Annotated in this window: 18 protein-coding genes; all 18 read left to right on the top strand. The window is 26.8% G+C overall.

The genetic code is table 11. The features are described 5' to 3' along the window. Window positions 1–25 precede the first annotated feature (25 nt). The 18 genes from cbiD (at window position 26) to BGI42_RS11270 (ending at window position 15754) form a co-directional block, all read left to right on the top strand. Window positions 26–1171 carry a cobalt-precorrin-5B (C(1))-methyltransferase CbiD gene (gene cbiD / locus BGI42_RS11355; RefSeq protein WP_069680414.1) on the top strand — a complete coding sequence of 382 codons (1146 nt, stop codon included), beginning with the start codon at window positions 26–28 and terminating at the stop codon, window positions 1169–1171. Window positions 1172–1178: 7 nt separating this feature from the next. Then, window positions 1179–1781 (top strand): precorrin-6y C5,15-methyltransferase (decarboxylating) subunit CbiE, encoded by a 603-nt coding sequence (gene cbiE / locus BGI42_RS11350; RefSeq protein ID WP_069680413.1) that lies wholly within the window; start codon window positions 1179–1181, stop codon window positions 1779–1781. Between the two features lie 10 nt (window positions 1782–1791). Next, window positions 1792–2370, top strand: coding sequence for a precorrin-6Y C5,15-methyltransferase (decarboxylating) subunit CbiT (cbiT, locus tag BGI42_RS11345; protein ID WP_069680412.1), 579 nt, complete (start codon window positions 1792–1794; stop codon window positions 2368–2370). Window positions 2371–2373: 3 nt separating this feature from the next. After that, window positions 2374–3039, top strand: a complete 666-nt coding sequence (locus tag BGI42_RS11340; RefSeq protein WP_069680411.1) for a cobalt-factor II C(20)-methyltransferase — start codon at window positions 2374–2376, stop codon at window positions 3037–3039. An 83-nt stretch (window positions 3040–3122) separates the two neighbouring features. Beyond that, window positions 3123–3881 (top strand): precorrin-4 C(11)-methyltransferase, encoded by a 759-nt coding sequence (gene cobM / locus BGI42_RS11335; RefSeq protein WP_069680410.1) that lies wholly within the window; start codon window positions 3123–3125, stop codon window positions 3879–3881. Continuing rightward, window positions 3878–4945, top strand: a complete 1068-nt coding sequence (gene cbiG, locus BGI42_RS11330) for a cobalt-precorrin 5A hydrolase (protein WP_069680409.1) — start codon at window positions 3878–3880, stop codon at window positions 4943–4945. Before cobM ends, cbiG begins: the two co-directional genes overlap by 4 nt. Window positions 4946–4957: 12 nt before the next feature. Continuing rightward, window positions 4958–5695: a precorrin-3B C(17)-methyltransferase gene (gene cobJ, locus BGI42_RS11325; RefSeq protein WP_069680408.1), complete on the top strand. Its 738-nt coding sequence runs from the start codon at window positions 4958–4960 to the stop codon at window positions 5693–5695. Further along, window positions 5695–6459, top strand: coding sequence for a cobalt-precorrin-6A reductase (locus tag BGI42_RS11320; RefSeq protein ID WP_069680407.1), 765 nt, complete (start codon window positions 5695–5697; stop codon window positions 6457–6459). The genes cobJ and BGI42_RS11320 overlap by 1 nt, the downstream gene beginning before the upstream one ends. A 181-nt stretch (window positions 6460–6640) precedes the next feature. Next, window positions 6641–7738: a nicotinate-nucleotide--dimethylbenzimidazole phosphoribosyltransferase gene (gene cobT, locus BGI42_RS11315; RefSeq protein ID WP_069680406.1), complete on the top strand. Its 1098-nt coding sequence runs from the start codon at window positions 6641–6643 to the stop codon at window positions 7736–7738. Window positions 7739–7884: 146 nt separating this feature from the next. Further along, the gene (gene tpx, locus BGI42_RS11310) at window positions 7885–8367 is read left to right on the top strand and encodes a thiol peroxidase (RefSeq protein ID WP_069680405.1); all 483 of its coding nucleotides are present in this window, start codon (window positions 7885–7887) and stop codon (window positions 8365–8367) included. A 210-nt stretch (window positions 8368–8577) separates the two neighbouring features. Continuing rightward, window positions 8578–9207, top strand: coding sequence for a GntR family transcriptional regulator (locus BGI42_RS11305; protein WP_069680404.1), 630 nt, complete (start codon window positions 8578–8580; stop codon window positions 9205–9207). A gap of 99 nt (window positions 9208–9306) precedes the next feature. After that, a complete protein-coding gene (locus BGI42_RS11300) occupies window positions 9307–10434 on the top strand; it encodes an ABC transporter ATP-binding protein (RefSeq protein WP_069680403.1) in 1128 nt (375 codons plus the stop codon). Window position 10435: 1 nt separating this feature from the next. Next, on the top strand, window positions 10436–12010 hold the full coding sequence (locus tag BGI42_RS11295; protein ID WP_084023875.1) for an ABC transporter permease/substrate-binding protein: 1575 nt from the start codon (window positions 10436–10438) through the stop codon (window positions 12008–12010). 621 nt (window positions 12011–12631) lie between these two features. Beyond that, window positions 12632–13162 carry a cob(I)yrinic acid a,c-diamide adenosyltransferase gene (locus BGI42_RS11290; RefSeq protein ID WP_069680401.1) on the top strand — a complete coding sequence of 177 codons (531 nt, stop codon included), beginning with the start codon at window positions 12632–12634 and terminating at the stop codon, window positions 13160–13162. Window position 13163: 1 nt separating this feature from the next. Beyond that, window positions 13164–13703 (top strand): bifunctional adenosylcobinamide kinase/adenosylcobinamide-phosphate guanylyltransferase, encoded by a 540-nt coding sequence (locus tag BGI42_RS11285; RefSeq protein ID WP_069680400.1) that lies wholly within the window; start codon window positions 13164–13166, stop codon window positions 13701–13703. A 23-nt stretch (window positions 13704–13726) separates the two neighbouring features. Beyond that, window positions 13727–14482, top strand: a complete 756-nt coding sequence (locus tag BGI42_RS11280; protein WP_069680399.1) for an adenosylcobinamide-GDP ribazoletransferase — start codon at window positions 13727–13729, stop codon at window positions 14480–14482. Window positions 14483–14778: 296 nt separating this feature from the next. Further along, complete coding sequence (locus tag BGI42_RS11275; protein ID WP_069680398.1) at window positions 14779–15159, top strand: bifunctional adenosylcobinamide kinase/adenosylcobinamide-phosphate guanylyltransferase; 381 nt, start codon at window positions 14779–14781, stop codon at window positions 15157–15159. After that, window positions 15152–15754, top strand: a complete 603-nt coding sequence (locus BGI42_RS11270; RefSeq protein WP_069680397.1) for a histidine phosphatase family protein — start codon at window positions 15152–15154, stop codon at window positions 15752–15754. Before BGI42_RS11275 ends, BGI42_RS11270 begins: the two co-directional genes overlap by 8 nt. Window positions 15755–15767: the final 13 nt, after the last annotated feature.

Below are 15767 nucleotides of genomic sequence, written 5' to 3'. Positions count from 1 at the left end.
AGACCGTAATTTGGAGGTAGATTTTATGTTTGAAATGTATATTGAAAGTGGAATGAATAAATTAAGGTGTGGTTATACAACTGGATCATGCGCTACAGGAGCAGCTAAAGCAGCAACTATGTTACTTTTTGATTTATTAGATAATGAAGAAGAATTAAATGAAATAGAGATAGATACACCAAAGAGTATAAAGATTCAGATGCCAATAGATAAGGTATTAGTAGGAAAAGATTTTGTTCAGTGTACTATATTAAAATTTAGTGGTGATGATAAAGATATCACAATGGGATTAGAAATACAAGCTAAGGTAGAGAAAATTAGCAAAAAAGAAGCAGGAAAATTATCTGAATCTTTAATTAGCAATAAAAACAATACTATTGTATTAGATGGTGGAATTGGAGTTGGAAGAGCTACAAAAGAAGGTTTGTTTGTGGCCAAAGGTGAACCAGCTATAAATCCAGTTCCTAGAAAAATGATTATAAAACAGGTTGAAGATGTTTTACCTAAAGAACAATGTGTAAAGATAACAATTTCTGTTCCACAAGGAGAAGAAATAGGCAAAAAAACTTTTAATCCAAGACTAGGTATAGAAGGGGGAATATCTATATTAGGTACATCTGGAATAGTTTATCCTATGTCAGAAGATGCATTAAAGTCTTCTATAAAGTTGGAGATAAATCAGAAGTCTTTAAAGAATAAGAATCTTATACTTACCTTTGGAAATTTAGGAGAAAATTACTGTAAAAACTTAGGATACAATGAAGAACAAATTATAATATGTTCAAATTTTATAGGATTTGCATTAGAATGCTGTGTATCATGTAATGTAAAGAGTATAATTATAGTTGGACATATAGGAAAGATGAGCAAAATAGCTTATGGGTGCTTTAATACTCATAGCAGAGTATGTGGAGTGAGATTAGAAGTAATAGCTTTAGAATTAGCACTTTTAGGATATGATATTTCTTTAATAAATAAAGTCTTAAATGAAAAAACTTGCGAAGGTGCTGTAAAGTTATTAGGTGATGGATATGAAAAGTTGTATGCTAATATAGGTAAAAAGATAATAAATAGTATGAAAAATTATGTTTATGATGAATTAAAAGTAGATGGAATTATGTATTATGGTGCATCAAATCCAATATTACTTTGGAGTTCATGTTTGGAGTGATAAGTATATGTTATTTGTAGTTGGAATTGGTCCAGGACATAAAGATTATATCATAGGTGGAGCAATAAAAATGTTAAAAGAATGTGATGTAATTATAGGATTTAAAAGGGCAATAGATTCTCTTGATTTTATTGATAGTAAAAAAATCTATTTACATAGTTTAAAGGATTTAGAAGAACTATTAAAAGAGAATAAAAATTTAAATGTTTCACTAGTGGCTTCAGGAGATCCAATGTTTTATGGCATAGTGAATTATTTAAAAAATAACGTAACGGATGCTTTTGAAGTAATACCTGGTATAAGCTCCTTCCAATATTTAGCTTCAAAGGTTAAATTGCCTTGGAATAATGCACATTTAGGTAGTTTGCATGGAAGAAATGAAGAATTTTTAAATAAGGTAAAAGAGCATGAGATGACTGTCTGGTTAACTGATAAAGAAAATAATCCTAGAAAATTATGTGAAATATTATATTCTAACTCAATAGATTGTAATGTAATTATAGGTCAAAATCTTTCTTATGAGGACGAAATTATAAATATAGGAAAACCTGAAGAGTTTATAGATAAACAATTTAGTGAACTTAGTATTTTAATAATTAATAGAGAGTAAAGGTGTTAGTATGATGTTTATAAGAGATGATGAATTTATAAGAGGAAAATGCCCTATGACAAAGGAAGAAATTAGAGTACTTTCAATAAGTAAGATGAATTTAAAAGAAAATTCTTTTGTACTTGATATAGGAAGTGGAACTGGGAGTATTACAGTTCAAGCTGCTAAAATTGCAAAACAAGGAAAAGTTTTAGCTATAGAAAAAGAAGAAGAAGCCTATAATATAACAAAATGTAATATAGAAAAATTTCAATGTAATAACGTTATGATTTTAAATAAGAAAGCTACTAGTGCACTTTATGCATTAGCTGATGAAGAAGTAGAATTTGATTCTATATTTATAGGTGGAAGTTCAGGTGAGTTAGAAGAAATATTAAGAATTTGTAATGGACTTTTAACTAATGATGGAACAATTGTAATGAATTTTATTACTTTAGACAATGCATATAAAGCAATAGAAAAAATGAAGGAATTAAATTATAAAGTAGATATTTCTATGATAAATGTAAGTAAAAACAAAGGAGATACATTAATGATGATATCTCTTAATCCAATATATATAATTCAATGTAGAAGAGGAGAAGAGTAAAAAATGGCAGCATTATATGGAATAGGTGTAGGACCAGGGGATAAGGAACTTATAACAGTAAAAGGTGCAAAAACTATAAATATGTGTGATGTTATAGTTGCACCAACAGCTACAGAAGGTGGAGAAAGTATTGCTTTTGAAACAGCAAAAGAATATGTTAGAGATAATGCAGAAGTAGCAATAATGCATTTTCCTATGGGGGGAAAGGATAGGCTAAAAAAATCAAAAGAAGCTTATGATTTTATTGAAAATAAATTAAAGGAAGGAAAAAATGTTGCATTTTTAACTATTGGAGATCCTTATGTGTACAGTACGTATATTCATATGTTAAGTCATGTAAAAGAACATGGGTTTGAAGTTAATACTTTACCAGGAATAACTTCATTTTGTGCAGCAGCAAGCTTAATAGATAAAACATTAGTGGTTGGAGATGAAAAATTAGTTATACTTCCTGCAAGTAAAATAAGAGAAATAACAGATGAAAAATATATTGTAATCATGAAGATGTACAAGCACGAAGAAGAGGTTTTAGATGTATTAGAAGAAAAGGGATTTGACTATACTTATATTAGTAGAGTTGGAAGAGATGGAGAAACTGTATTAAAAAATAGAGAAGAAATATTAAAACTTCGTGATTACATGTCGTTAGTTATAGCAAGCAAAGAATAAGGCACATTAAAATAAATATCCGTCACATCTTTGACTTATTATTTATTTTCATATGCCTAAAACATAAAGAAAAGAGGAGAAAAATGGTTTATTTTATAGGAGCAGGACCTGGTGCTGTTGATTTAATTACAGTTAGAGGAAGAGATATTCTAGAAAAAGCAGATGTTGTTATATATGCAGGATCTTTAGTGTCAAAGGATCATTTAAAATATTGTAAAAAAGAAGCTAAGTTTTATAATTCAGCGTCTATGACTTTAGATGGTGTTATTGAGGTAATTAAAGCAGAAAAAACGGAAGATAGCATAATAGTAAGATTACATACTGGTGATCCATCAATATATGGTGCTATAAGAGAACAAATGGTGGAACTTGATAAAATTAATATAAAATATGAAGTTGTACCAGGAGTAAGTTCATTTACAGCGGCAGCATCATCAATAAAGAAGGAATTTACACTTCCAAGTATTACGCAAACAGTTATTTTAACAAGAGTTGAAGGAAGAACTCCTGTGCCAGAAACTGAGGATCTTGAAGTTTTAGCATCTATAGGGGCATCTATGGCTATATTTTTATCAGTTTCTATGATTGATAAAGTTGTAGATAAATTAAGAAAAGGATATAAGAAAAATGTTCCAATAGCAGTTGTTGAAAGAGCAACATGGGATGATGAAAGAGCGATAATAGGAACATTAGATGATATTGTTGAAAAGGTAAAGGAAAATAACATAACTAAATGTGCTCAAATATTAGTTGGAGATTTTATAAATAGTGAATTTGAAAAAAGTTTATTATATGATAAGAATTTTTCTCATATGTTTAGAAAGGCAGAGAATGAAAAATGATAAGCATTATATGTCCATCTCCTAAGGGGAAGGAGATTGCTTATATCCTAAAAGAAAAGTTGAAATGTAGTTTGTATATAAAAGAAAAAAGATTAAATAGTACCATAGATAAAGAAAACTTATGCAGTAATAGTGAAATAAAACTAATTAATAATATATTTAAAACAGGTGATTTTAATTTATATAATATAACAAAATATGCTGTTAAACATTCTAATAAAATTATATTTATATCATCAACAGGAATAGCAGTAAGGGCAATGTCACAATTTATTAAAAGTAAAGATATAGATCCGGGAGTAGTTGTTGTAGATTTAGCTAATAAGTATTCTATAAGTTTATTAGCAGGTCACTTAGGTGGAGGAAATGATTTGGCATTAAAAGCATCTAAAATATTAAATAACACTCCTATAATAACTACTGCTACTGATAATATGGGAATTATAGCACCGGATATTTTAGCAAAGAAAAATAATCTTACTATAGAAGATTTAAAAAAAGCTAAATATATAGCGTCTATTTTAGTGAATGAAAAGATTGTTGGTTTAAAAGATGATTATGAAAATATAAAAATTAATAAGGGATATAAAAAACTAAATGTTTTAGAAGAAAATTCTATATGGATAACTAATAAGATAATTGAAAATCCAAATTTAGATTATTCAAAGATATTAAGGCTTATAAAGAAAAATTTAATACTTGGAATAGGATGCAGAAGAGATACGCCTAGTGAAAAATTAGAACAGTGTGTAAGAAAACATCTTTTACTTAATAATTTAGAAATTAAGGCCGTGAAGAAAATTGTATCCATTGATTTAAAAAAAGATGAAAAAGCAATAATTGATTTAAGTAATAAATTAGAGTGTTGTTTTGAGACTTTTTCAATAGAAGAAGTAAGAACAGTTCAAGATAAATTTGAAGGAAGTCCTTTTGTGTTAAAAAGTGTAGGAGTATCTTCAGTATGTGAACCTTGTGTGTACTTAGAAGGTGCAGAAATAATAATAAACAAAATAAAGGATAATGGAATCACTTTATGTATAGGAATAAAGAAAGATGAATTGTAGGAGGAACAAACGTTGGGAGTACTTAAAGTTATAGGAATAGGACCAGGGTCAATAGATAATATGAGCATAAGAGCTAAAAAAGCTATTGAAGGAAGCGACATAATTGTAGGATATACAAAATATATAGATATGATAAAAGAATTAGTTAAAGATAAAGAGGTTTATTCAACAGGAATGATGGGAGAAGAAGCTAGATGTAGAGAAGCTTTAAATCTTTCTAAAGATAAAAATGTAGCTTTAATAAGTACTGGAGATTCTGGAATTTATGGAATGGCAGGATTAATTCTTGAAATGAAAAATGATGAAGATGTTGAAATAATTCCAGGTATAACAGCTTCAAGTTCAGCAGGATCAGTAGTTGGTGCACCTCTTATGCATGATAATTGTAATATAAGTTTAAGTGATTTAATGACATCTTATGAAGATATTAAAAAAAGAGTTCGATTAGCAGCAGAAGGTGATTTTATAATTTCTCTTTATAATCCTAGAAGTAAGGGAAGAGATAAATATTTAAAAGAGTGCATTGATATAATAAGAGAATTTAGAAAAGATAATACTCCTGTTGCAGTAGTTAGAAATGCATTAAGAGATGATGAAAGTTATAAATTATTTGAAATTAAAGACTTTGATGATAGTATTGTTGATATGATGTCTATTGTAATTGTAGGAAATTCAAAAAGTTTTCTTAAAGATGGATATTTTATAACTCCAAGAGGATATGCTTGTAAGAAAAGAGATGCAATGAAGTAATGATTGGATTTATATTAGGAACTTCTGAAGGCAAAAAAATAATATCTTTAATTAACAGATATACAGATGATATAGCAGTAAGTACAGCGACTAGATATGGTGGTGAACTTTTAAAAGAATTTAATATAAAATGTTTAAATACTAAACCATTAAATGAAGAAGAAATGTTAACTTGGCTTAATAATAATAATATAAAAGTATTAGTAGATGCATCACATCCCTATGCTCAAGAAGTTACAAAAACAGCGTTAAAATGTTGTGATAGACTTAATATAAAGTACATAAGGTATGAAAGGTTAGGTGCATTAGAAAATTTAAAAGATGATGAAATAATAAGAGTTAGTAATTATGAAGAAGTTACTGATATTATAAAAAAAATTAATGGAAATATATTAAATTCAACTGGGAGCAATAATTTTTTAAAGTTTTTAAATTTAGATTTTAATCATAGAATCATTCATAGAATTCTACCATCTCCTGAAATATTAAAGAAGATGATAGATAATGGCGTTAAAGTTAAAGATATAATAGCTATGCAAGGTCCAATATCCTCAGGGTTGGAAGAGGCATTTATTAATCAATATGATATTAAAGGTATTATAACTAAGGATAGTGGCATACAAGGCGGTGTTTTAGAAAAATTAAAAGCAGTAAAGAAATGTAATATAAAATTAATAGTTATAGAAAAACCTAAGTTTAAGTATGATTTAGAATTTAATGATGAAGAGAGCTTAGTTTCTTTTTTAGTAGATTATGTTTTATAACAGTGCTTAAGAAGTACACAAACAAATTGAAATAAGGAATATTTTTTAACTAAAAAATAATTATATGACACACCATTGTTTTTGCACTAGGATTGAAAGGGGATTATGGCTAAAAAAATCGACGTTTAACAGTCGCTTAGCCATTTTTTTATATATAAAATTATAAATCGGGGGATAAATTATGAAGAGTAAAGAAGAAATTCTTAGAGGAATTATAAATAATATACAAGATGTAGATAAAATTGTTATGGATAAAGCAAAAGAAAGAATGGATTCTCTTGCTAAACCATTAAATAGTTTAGGAAAACTAGAAGAAATTTCAATAAGGCTTTCAGGAATTACAGGTAAAATAAAAAATACTTTAGATAAAAGAGCAATTATAATAATGTGTGCAGATAATGGAGTTGTTGAAGAAGGCGTATCATCATGTCCACAATCTGTAACTTTATCTCAAACAATAAATTTTACCAAAGGTTTTACAGGTGTTGCAGTACTTGCAAAAGCTAATAATACAGATTTAAAAGTTATAGATATTGGAATTAATTCTGATTTAAAACATCCTTTAGTAATAAATAAAAAGATAAGAAAGTCAACTAATAATATTTCTAGAGAAAATGCTATGACCTATGAAGAAGCTATTGAAGGAATTTTGGTTGGAGTTGAAGCTGTAAAAAATGTTAAAGATAATGGCTATAAAATTATAGGTGTTGGAGAAATGGGGATTGGCAATACAACAACTAGTAGTAGTGTATTGGCTTCTTTAATTGATTTAGATGTTGAAGAATTAGTTGGAAGAGGAGCAGGGCTTTTAGATGAAGCTTATAGCAATAAGATAAGCATTGTAAAAAAGGCAATAGAAATAAATAAACCTAAAAAAGATGATCCTATAGATATAATAGCCAAAGTAGGAGGATTTGATATAGCAGGAATGACAGGAGTTTTTTTAGGGGCAGCATATTATAAAATTCCAGTAGTAATTGATGGACTTATTTCAGTAGTATCAGCACTTTTAGCGTTTAAATTAAATTCAAAAGTAAGAGAATATATGTTTACATCTCATGCATCAAAAGAAAAAGGTTTTAAATTTGCTATGAATGAACTTAATTTAGAACCTATATTAAATTTAAATATGGGTCTTGGAGAGGGAAGTGGATGTCCTTTGGCATTTTCGATAATGGATTCAGCATGTGCTGCTATGAATAATATGGCTACATTTAAAGATGCAGAAATAAATGATAGTTATTTAGATGAATTAAGAAAAATAAATAATACATATTAAAATATTCTTTAGTAATAGATAAAATTAGTATAATTAATATTTAAAATATATATAAAGATACATGATAAAATAATCTATTTTGTATATATATTTTATGTTTTACATATTATAGTATAGTAAATAATTTTTAAACAGGAGTTGACAATATGAATGTTAAGTTTCAAGGAAATCTAATGACACTAGAAGGAACAATTATAAAAGTTGGGGACTTAGCGCCTGACTTTACAGCTATTGACAATAATTTAAATCCAGTATCATCAAAAGATTTTAAAGGTAAAAAAGTTTTTGTAAGCGTTCCTTCATTAGATACACCAGTATGTGATTTAGAAGTAAAAAGATTTAATAAAGAAGCTACAAGTTTTTCTAATGTAAATATATATGTATTATCAATGGATTTACCTTTTGCTCAAGGGCGATGGTGTGGAAGTGAAGGGATAGATAAGGTTAAAACATTATCTGATTATAAAGATAGAGAGTTTGGTGAAAAATACGGTACATACATTAAAGAATTAGGATTGTTAACAAGAGCTGTCTTTGTAGTTGATGAAAATAATAAAGTTATATATGTTGAATATTGTGAAGAAATAAGTTCACATCCTAATTATGATGAAGTTTTGAAATTTTTATAATAAGATTCTATTTATGTTAAAATAAAATATTATAAATTATTTTATATGTAGGTAAAAATTTTTTATAATATTTTATTTGCATATAATTTAGTGTAAATATTAGAATAAATAAATTTATTGTGGTAGAATACATGTTGAAAAGTGATTAAATATTGTATTAAAATTTAATATATTTAATTACTTAATATATTAAATTAAGAGGATATAAAAATGAAAAGAAAGTTAAAAATAGTAAGTCCGGTATATCAACGTATTGCAGCAGATATTGCTTCTAAGATAGCCAATGGACATTATAAGGTTGGAGAAAAAATATATGCTCGTTCGGCATTAGCAGCTCAATATAGTGTTTCATCAGAAACAGCTAGACGAGCTATTTGTATTTTGTCGGATATGGATATAGTAGATACGACTAAGGGAAGTGGAGTTAAAATAAAATCCTGTGAAAATGCAATTAAATTTGTAAAGCAATGTGAAGATATTCAAACAGTAAGTGATTTAAAAAAAGAGATATTAGAGGGCTTAGAACGTCAAGCACAAGAAAGTAAACAACTTAAAGAAAATTTATTAGATTTAATAGATAAGACAGATAGATTTAAATCAATTAATCCATTTATACCTTTTAAAATAACTATCAATAAGAATACGCCTTATGCAGGAAAAAATATATCTGAAATTAATTTTTGGCATAATACATTTGCAACTATAATTGCGATAAAACGAGGTGATTCTTTAATTATGTCTCCAGGCCCATATGCAACATTTATGGAAGGTGATATTTTTTACTTTGTAGGAAATGAAGAATGTTACGAAAGGGTAAACAATTTTATATATCCCCAATAATTCCAACGAAGACAATTATAGCTATTGTCTTCATTTTTTTACAAAAGTAACAACTTTATGGTATAATAAAGTTGTTACTTTGTGAAGGAGGGCTTTTAAGTGATAGAGTTTAAAAACGTAAGTAAAGTTTTTAAAAATAAAACTGTTTTAAAAGATATCTCTTTTAAAATAGAAAAAGGAGAATTAGTAAGTATTATTGGTGAGAGTGGTTGTGGTAAAACTACTACTTTAAAAATGATAAATAGCCTTATTAAACCATCTTCAGGAAAAATTTTAATTGATAGTGAAGATATTGGATTTAAAGATGTAATAAAATTAAGAAGAAATATGGGCTATGTTATTCAACAAACAGGATTGTTTCCTCATATGACAATTAGAGAAAACATTGAATTAATTCCACGTATACAGAAAAAGAATAAAGATAGTATTAAAAAGAAGACTTATGAATTAATGGACATGGTTGGATTAAATCCAGATGAGTATTTAGATAGATATCCAACAGAACTTAGTGGAGGACAACAACAAAGAATAGGTGTTGCAAGAGCTTTTGCAATAGATCCAGAAATAATACTTATGGATGAACCATTCAGTGCGTTAGATCCAATAACTAGATTACAACTCCAAGATGAATTAATTGATTTACAGTCGAAATTAAGAAAAACTATTGTTTTTGTTACGCATGATATGGATGAAGCTATAAGAATAGCAGATAGGATTTGTATAATGAATGAAGGAAAAATAGTTCAATATGACACGCCAGAAAATATTCTTAAAAATCCATGTAATGACTTTGTAAGTGAATTTATAGGTACAAATAGAATATGGTCTTCACCAGAATTTATAAGAGCAAAAGATATAATGATTGAAAATCCAGTTACTTGTTATAAAAATACATCAGTTTTAAAATGTATGGAAAAAATGAGAAGTTTAAAAGTTGATAGTTTGTTTATAATAGATAGATCAAATGTTATTTTAGGAATCGTTACTGCTAAACAAATACAAAATAAACCGGATAGAAATATATCTGTAGAGAATATAATGAATTCTGATTTTATTAAGTTATCACCAGATGATACCATAGTAGATATACTTAAAATTGTAAAAGAAAATAAGATATTTAGTTTACCTGTTGTTGATAAAAATGGATTTTTAAAAGGAATAATAACCAAAAGTAGTTTAGTTACAACATTAAGTCAACAATTTTTAGATACTGAGGAGGTAGGTTAATATTATGGGATTTTTTAATTATTTAATAGAAGCTAAATCTCAAATATTTATGTTATTAATTGATCACATAAAACTTACAGCATTGTCTGTAGGATTAGCAATTATAATTGCAATGCCTTTGGGTATATGTATAAGCTATATAAAGAAAATGAGTAAACCAGTATTAGCTATAGCTAATATAATTCAAGCAATTCCAAGTATGGCATTGTTAGGTTTTGCAATACCGTTTTTAGGAATAGGTAAAATACCTGCAATAGTAATGGTTGTTTTATATTCACTATTACCAATAATAAAGAATACAAATACAGGAATTAAGAATATAAATTCACAGACTATAGAAGCAGCAAGGGGGATTGGGCTTACAAGGTTTCAAATATTAACAAAAGTTCAATTGCCTTTAGCATTACCAGTTATTATGTCTGGAGTTAGAATTTCAGCAGTTACAGCTGTTGGACTTATGACAATAGCTGCCTTTATTGGCGGAGGAGGACTTGGATATTTGGTATTTTCAGGAATAAGAACTGTTAATAATTATCAAATTTTAGGAGGAGCAATTCCAGCTTGTCTATTAGCATTGGTAGTCGATTTTTTATTTGGATTAATTGAAAGTTTAGTCACACCTAAAAGCATTCAGAAAAGAAGTTTTAAAAAAGGAATTTTCAAATTAAATACTAAGAGAAAGCAAAAGGCTGTTTTAGCATGTACAGCCAGTATAATATTAGGAATATTTATAGTAACTAGTGTATCAGCTAAAAGTAATAGGACAATTATTATTGGAAGTAAAGACTTTACGGAACAAGAGATACTTTCTAATATTTTAGCTGAAGCTATAGAAAATAATACAGATATTTCTGTTGAACGAAAAATGTCTCTTGGAGGAACACAAGTTTGTTTTTCTGCCTTAAAAAGAGGAGATCTTGATATGTATTTTGATTATACTGGGACATGTTATACAGAGACATTGAAATATCCACCTATATCTGATGTAGAAAAGGTTTATAATACAGTTAAGAAAGATTTTAAAGATAAGTATAATATAGAAACATTAGGACAAGTTGCATTTAACAATATTTATGTTTTATCAGTTAGAAAAGATACTGCGAAAAAATATAATTTAGAAACTATAAGTGATCTTGCAAAAGTATCAGACAAGCTAAGAATATCTACAAGTTTAGAATTTCTTAATAGAGAAGATGGTATTATTGGGTTAAAAAGAAAATACAATCTTAATTTCAAAGATGAGATTGGAATAGATGGTAGTCCCAAATATGCTGCATTAATAAATAATGAAAGTGATATTATAGATGCATTTTCAACTGATGGATTACTTAAAAAGTTTGATTTAAAAACTTTAGAAGATGATAAACACTTTTTTCCACCATATTATCCTGTTCCGTTAGTTAGAGAAGATACACTAAAAAAATATCCTGAAATATTACCGATTGTAAAAAACATAGAACCTTTGTTAACTAATGATGTTATGATTGATTTAAATTATCAAGTAGATGAACTTAGAAAAGATCCTAAGGATGTTGCAAGAAAATTTTTAGAAGAACATAATTTATTAAATGCTTAAGTCACAATCAAAAAAATAATAAGTCTATCCGCCAGTATACTTTCTCTCATCCTGCGTCAACAAAATGCCATAATAGATCCATTGTGATAATACTTTGTATCCTTGCTTGATGAAAAATATTCATAGCAGTTTTGGACTTGTTATTTTATTTCATGTGCCTAAAGATTAAAATAATATAATTAAGGAAAAGATAAATAAGCCAATGATATTAATAAAATGTATCATTGGCTTATGTTATAATTACTTTGAATTTAATTATATAATAATATGATAATATATTGGAATGTGCTTTAGTAAAAATATTTAATGAGCATAATTAAATGAATTTAGATAATTCTAATAAAAGGTTGTTTAAGATAATAATTTTTTATTCTTTATAAAATTATATTTTTTAAATCTGTGGATAACTTAGATTATATTTTTGCTTAAAGGTTAAGAAATCAAACCTAAAGAATAGAAAATAATCATATGCCGCACCATTATTCCTGCACTACGTTTGGAAAGGGTGCATGGGTAAAAAAAATCGACGCTCCAAAGTCGCTTAGCGATTTTTTTATTTATATAGGAAAATTAAGAATATAAAATAATTACTATTTAACAAAAAAGTGAGGAATGAAAATTATGGATTTAGGACTTATACATATTTATTGTGGAAATGGAAAAGGAAAAACTACAGCTGCTATGGGGTTAGGGATAAGAGCAGCAGGGAGAGATAAAAAAGTACTTCTCACTCAATTTTTAAAAGATAACAATACAGGGGAATTAATCTCTATAGAGAAAATTGGGACGAATTTTCAAGTGATAAAAGGTGAACCAGTTAAAAAGTTTTTTAAATTTATGACAAAGCAGGAACAAAAACATACAAAATTAGAACATGAAAAAAGATTTAAAGATATAATATTAAAGGCAATAGAAGAAAAGTTTGATATTCTTATTTTAGATGAAATAATTGCAGCTACTAATTTAGACTTAGTGTCGTTAAATAATGTTATAGAATTTTTAAAGAATAAACCCAAAGGTCTTGAGGTAGTATTGACAGGGCGAAATCCAAACGAAAAATTAATAGAACTTGCAGACTATGTTTCTGAAATTAAAGCAATAAAACATCCTTATGAAAAAGGTATTAATTCAAGAATAGGAATAGAGAAATAATATGAAGTGTTTAATAATTGGAGGATCTAAAAGTGGAAAATCTAACATTGGTGAAAATATAAGTTTATCATTAAACAAAGTTAAAGTAATATATGTAGCTACAATGATCCCTTATGATGATGAAGATAAGCTTAGAATAAAAAATCATATAAACAGTAGAACGGGTTTAGGATTTATAACTTTAGAACAATTTAGAAATTTAAATGAAATAGTAAAATATATAGAGAAAGAAGATACTATTTTAATTGATAGTATAACCTCTCTTTTAACTAATGAAATGTTTATAAAAGGTGATATAATAAAAACTCCGTCATTAAAGATATTAAATAATATTAATGAAATAACTGATAAAGCTAAAAATATTGTAATTGTATCAGATTATATATTTAATGATTCTATAAATTATGATGATGTAAGTGAGAATTATAAAAAAGAACTTGGAAAGATAAATAGGGAATTAGCTAAAATATGTGATATAGTTATTGAATGTAGTTTTGGTAATATAAAAATACACAAAGGAAATAAAAGATTTATTAGATAAATTAAGAAGGGATAAATTAAAATATGAAAAATTTATTTAAGGGATTTATTATGTGTTTAACCATGTTTACTATAATACCAATGCCATATGTAGAATGGGATGAAGATGGAGCTAAGAATATGATGAAATTTTATCCTATTATTGGTTTTATTATAGGAATAATATGGTTTGTAGGATATAAGTTAATAAATTATTTAAATATATCAATGGTACTAAAAAGTATTTTGATAATGATAATACCATTTATAATTACAGGAATGCTTCATTTAGATGGCTTTATGGATGTTTGTGATGCTATTTTATCAAGACGAGATAGAGAAGAAAAATTGAGAATATTAAAAGATTCGGCTACTGGAGCATTTGCAGTTGTATCTGTGATAATTTTATTTTTTATAGAATTTGGGGCAATGTATTCATTTTTAGAATATAATAAAAATCCATATATACTGATATTTTTACCCATAATAAGTAGGAGTATAGCAGCATATTTTTTAATTAGTACAATTACAATTAAAGAGAGTGTATTAGGAAGTTATTTTAAAAAAGGGACAAACATTCAAGATAGAGTTATTTTAATATTAGAGTTAATTTTAGCATATATATTTTTTGGACTGGTACTTGGTTATATAGGAATAGTTATTTTACCTATAGTTATAGTTGCTATAAGTTGGTGTGTAAGGAAATGTTTTAAAGAGTTTGGTGGAATATCTGGAGATGTAGCAGGATTTTCTCTTGTTGTAGGAGAAGTTGTAGGGCTTTTGTCAGCATGTATATTTTAAAAAAGTATTACTTATTAACATAGAGTACTAAAAAATATGGTATAGATAATTATAGTAATTAACCTTAAAGGTTATACTATAAGGTTTTTCTCTTAGAGATTAAAATTATCAAAACTATTAATAATAAAGAACGAGTATGAAGAGTTTATATACCCTTGAGTATTAATGGTTGAGATTTACAATATTATGATGCAAAAATCATTTGCTATAAGTATATATAATCAATGTGAGAAATAAGACTATATAAGAGATGTAAGATTATTACCACGAGATATAAAAGAAAGGAAATATTATTAATGATTTTAATTTATGGTGGTGCATATAACGGAAAAACTGAATTTATGAGGCAAAAATATAATTTAAATGACTCAGATTTATTTTATTGTAAGGATTCTAATTTAGATTTTTCATATAAAAGTATAGTTGGTATTCATGTATTTATAAAACATTGTGTTTTAAAAAATATTAGTGCATTAGATATAATAAAAGGTAATTTAGATATTATTAAGGATAAGATAATTGTATGTGATGAGATCGGTTCTGGAATTGTTCCATTAATTAAGGAAGATAGGCTATGGAGAGAAGAATGTGGAAAGGTGTTGCAATTTTTATCCCAAAATTCCAATAAGGTATATAGAATATTCTTTGGTTTGGAAGAGGTGTTAAAAGATGAGTAAAATAGAATTGTATTTAATTAGGCATGGAAAGACTTATTGTAACAAGGAAAGATTATATTATGGAAAAACTGATGTATCATTATGTTGTGAAGGAATTACTGAACTTATTAATAAGAAAAAAAATAGTATTTATCCTTTGTGTGAAAAATATTTTACAAGTGGTTTAAAAAGAGCAAATGAAACCTTTGAGATTTTATATCCTAATGAAGAATATGATTTAGTTCCAGAATTATGTGAATATAATTTTGGGGAATTTGAATTAAAATCTTATGAAGATTTAAAAGAAAATCCTAAATATCAAGAATGGATTATGGATGAGGTAGGAGATGTTAAATGTCCTAATGGTGAAAGCAAAAAAGAATTTAAAGAAAGGATATTAAAAGGTTTTTTTGATTTAATATTTAATTTAAAGAATAATAATATAAAAAGTGCCTTAGCTGTATTACATGGTGGTACTATAGGAACATTATTAGAAGAATTATATGACAATAAAAAAAGTTTTATAGAGTGGCAACCACAAGGTGGAGCAGGATATAAGCTTGTAGTATCATTAGAAAATGATATAGAAATAGCAAGTGTTAAAGAAATTTTTTAAGGAGAGTATACTA

It is taken from the genome of Clostridium taeniosporum, assembly GCF_001735765.2.
GTDB lineage: Bacteria > Bacillota > Clostridia > Clostridiales > Clostridiaceae > Clostridium > Clostridium taeniosporum.
The sequence above is the reverse complement of the archived record's forward strand: the minus strand, read 5'-3'. Positions and strand labels throughout refer to the sequence as shown.

Bases quoted from the DNA above. Each gene is read 5' to 3' on its own strand.
- cbiD (WP_069680414.1), top strand. From the start codon at position 26: ATGTTTGAAATGTATATTGAAAGTGGAATGAATAAATTAAGGTGTGGT.
- cbiE (WP_069680413.1), top strand. From the start codon at position 1,179: ATGTTATTTGTAGTTGGAATTGGTCCAGGACATAAAGATTATATCATA.
- cbiT (WP_069680412.1), top strand. From the start codon at position 1,792: ATGATGTTTATAAGAGATGATGAATTTATAAGAGGAAAATGCCCTATG.
- BGI42_RS11340 (WP_069680411.1), top strand. From the start codon at position 2,374: ATGGCAGCATTATATGGAATAGGTGTAGGACCAGGGGATAAGGAACTT.
- cobM (WP_069680410.1), top strand. From the start codon at position 3,123: ATGGTTTATTTTATAGGAGCAGGACCTGGTGCTGTTGATTTAATTACA.
- cbiG (WP_069680409.1), top strand. From the start codon at position 3,878: ATGATAAGCATTATATGTCCATCTCCTAAGGGGAAGGAGATTGCTTAT.
- BGI42_RS11320 (WP_069680407.1), top strand. From the start codon at position 5,695: ATGATTGGATTTATATTAGGAACTTCTGAAGGCAAAAAAATAATATCT.
- cobT (WP_069680406.1), top strand. From the start codon at position 6,641: ATGAAGAGTAAAGAAGAAATTCTTAGAGGAATTATAAATAATATACAA.
- tpx (WP_069680405.1), top strand. From the start codon at position 7,885: ATGAATGTTAAGTTTCAAGGAAATCTAATGACACTAGAAGGAACAATT.
- BGI42_RS11305 (WP_069680404.1), top strand. From the start codon at position 8,578: ATGAAAAGAAAGTTAAAAATAGTAAGTCCGGTATATCAACGTATTGCA.
- BGI42_RS11290 (WP_069680401.1), top strand. From the start codon at position 12,632: ATGGATTTAGGACTTATACATATTTATTGTGGAAATGGAAAAGGAAAA.
- BGI42_RS11285 (WP_069680400.1), top strand. From the start codon at position 13,164: ATGAAGTGTTTAATAATTGGAGGATCTAAAAGTGGAAAATCTAACATT.
- BGI42_RS11280 (WP_069680399.1), top strand. From the start codon at position 13,727: ATGAAAAATTTATTTAAGGGATTTATTATGTGTTTAACCATGTTTACT.
- BGI42_RS11275 (WP_069680398.1), top strand. From the start codon at position 14,779: ATGATTTTAATTTATGGTGGTGCATATAACGGAAAAACTGAATTTATG.
- BGI42_RS11270 (WP_069680397.1), top strand. From the start codon at position 15,152: ATGAGTAAAATAGAATTGTATTTAATTAGGCATGGAAAGACTTATTGT.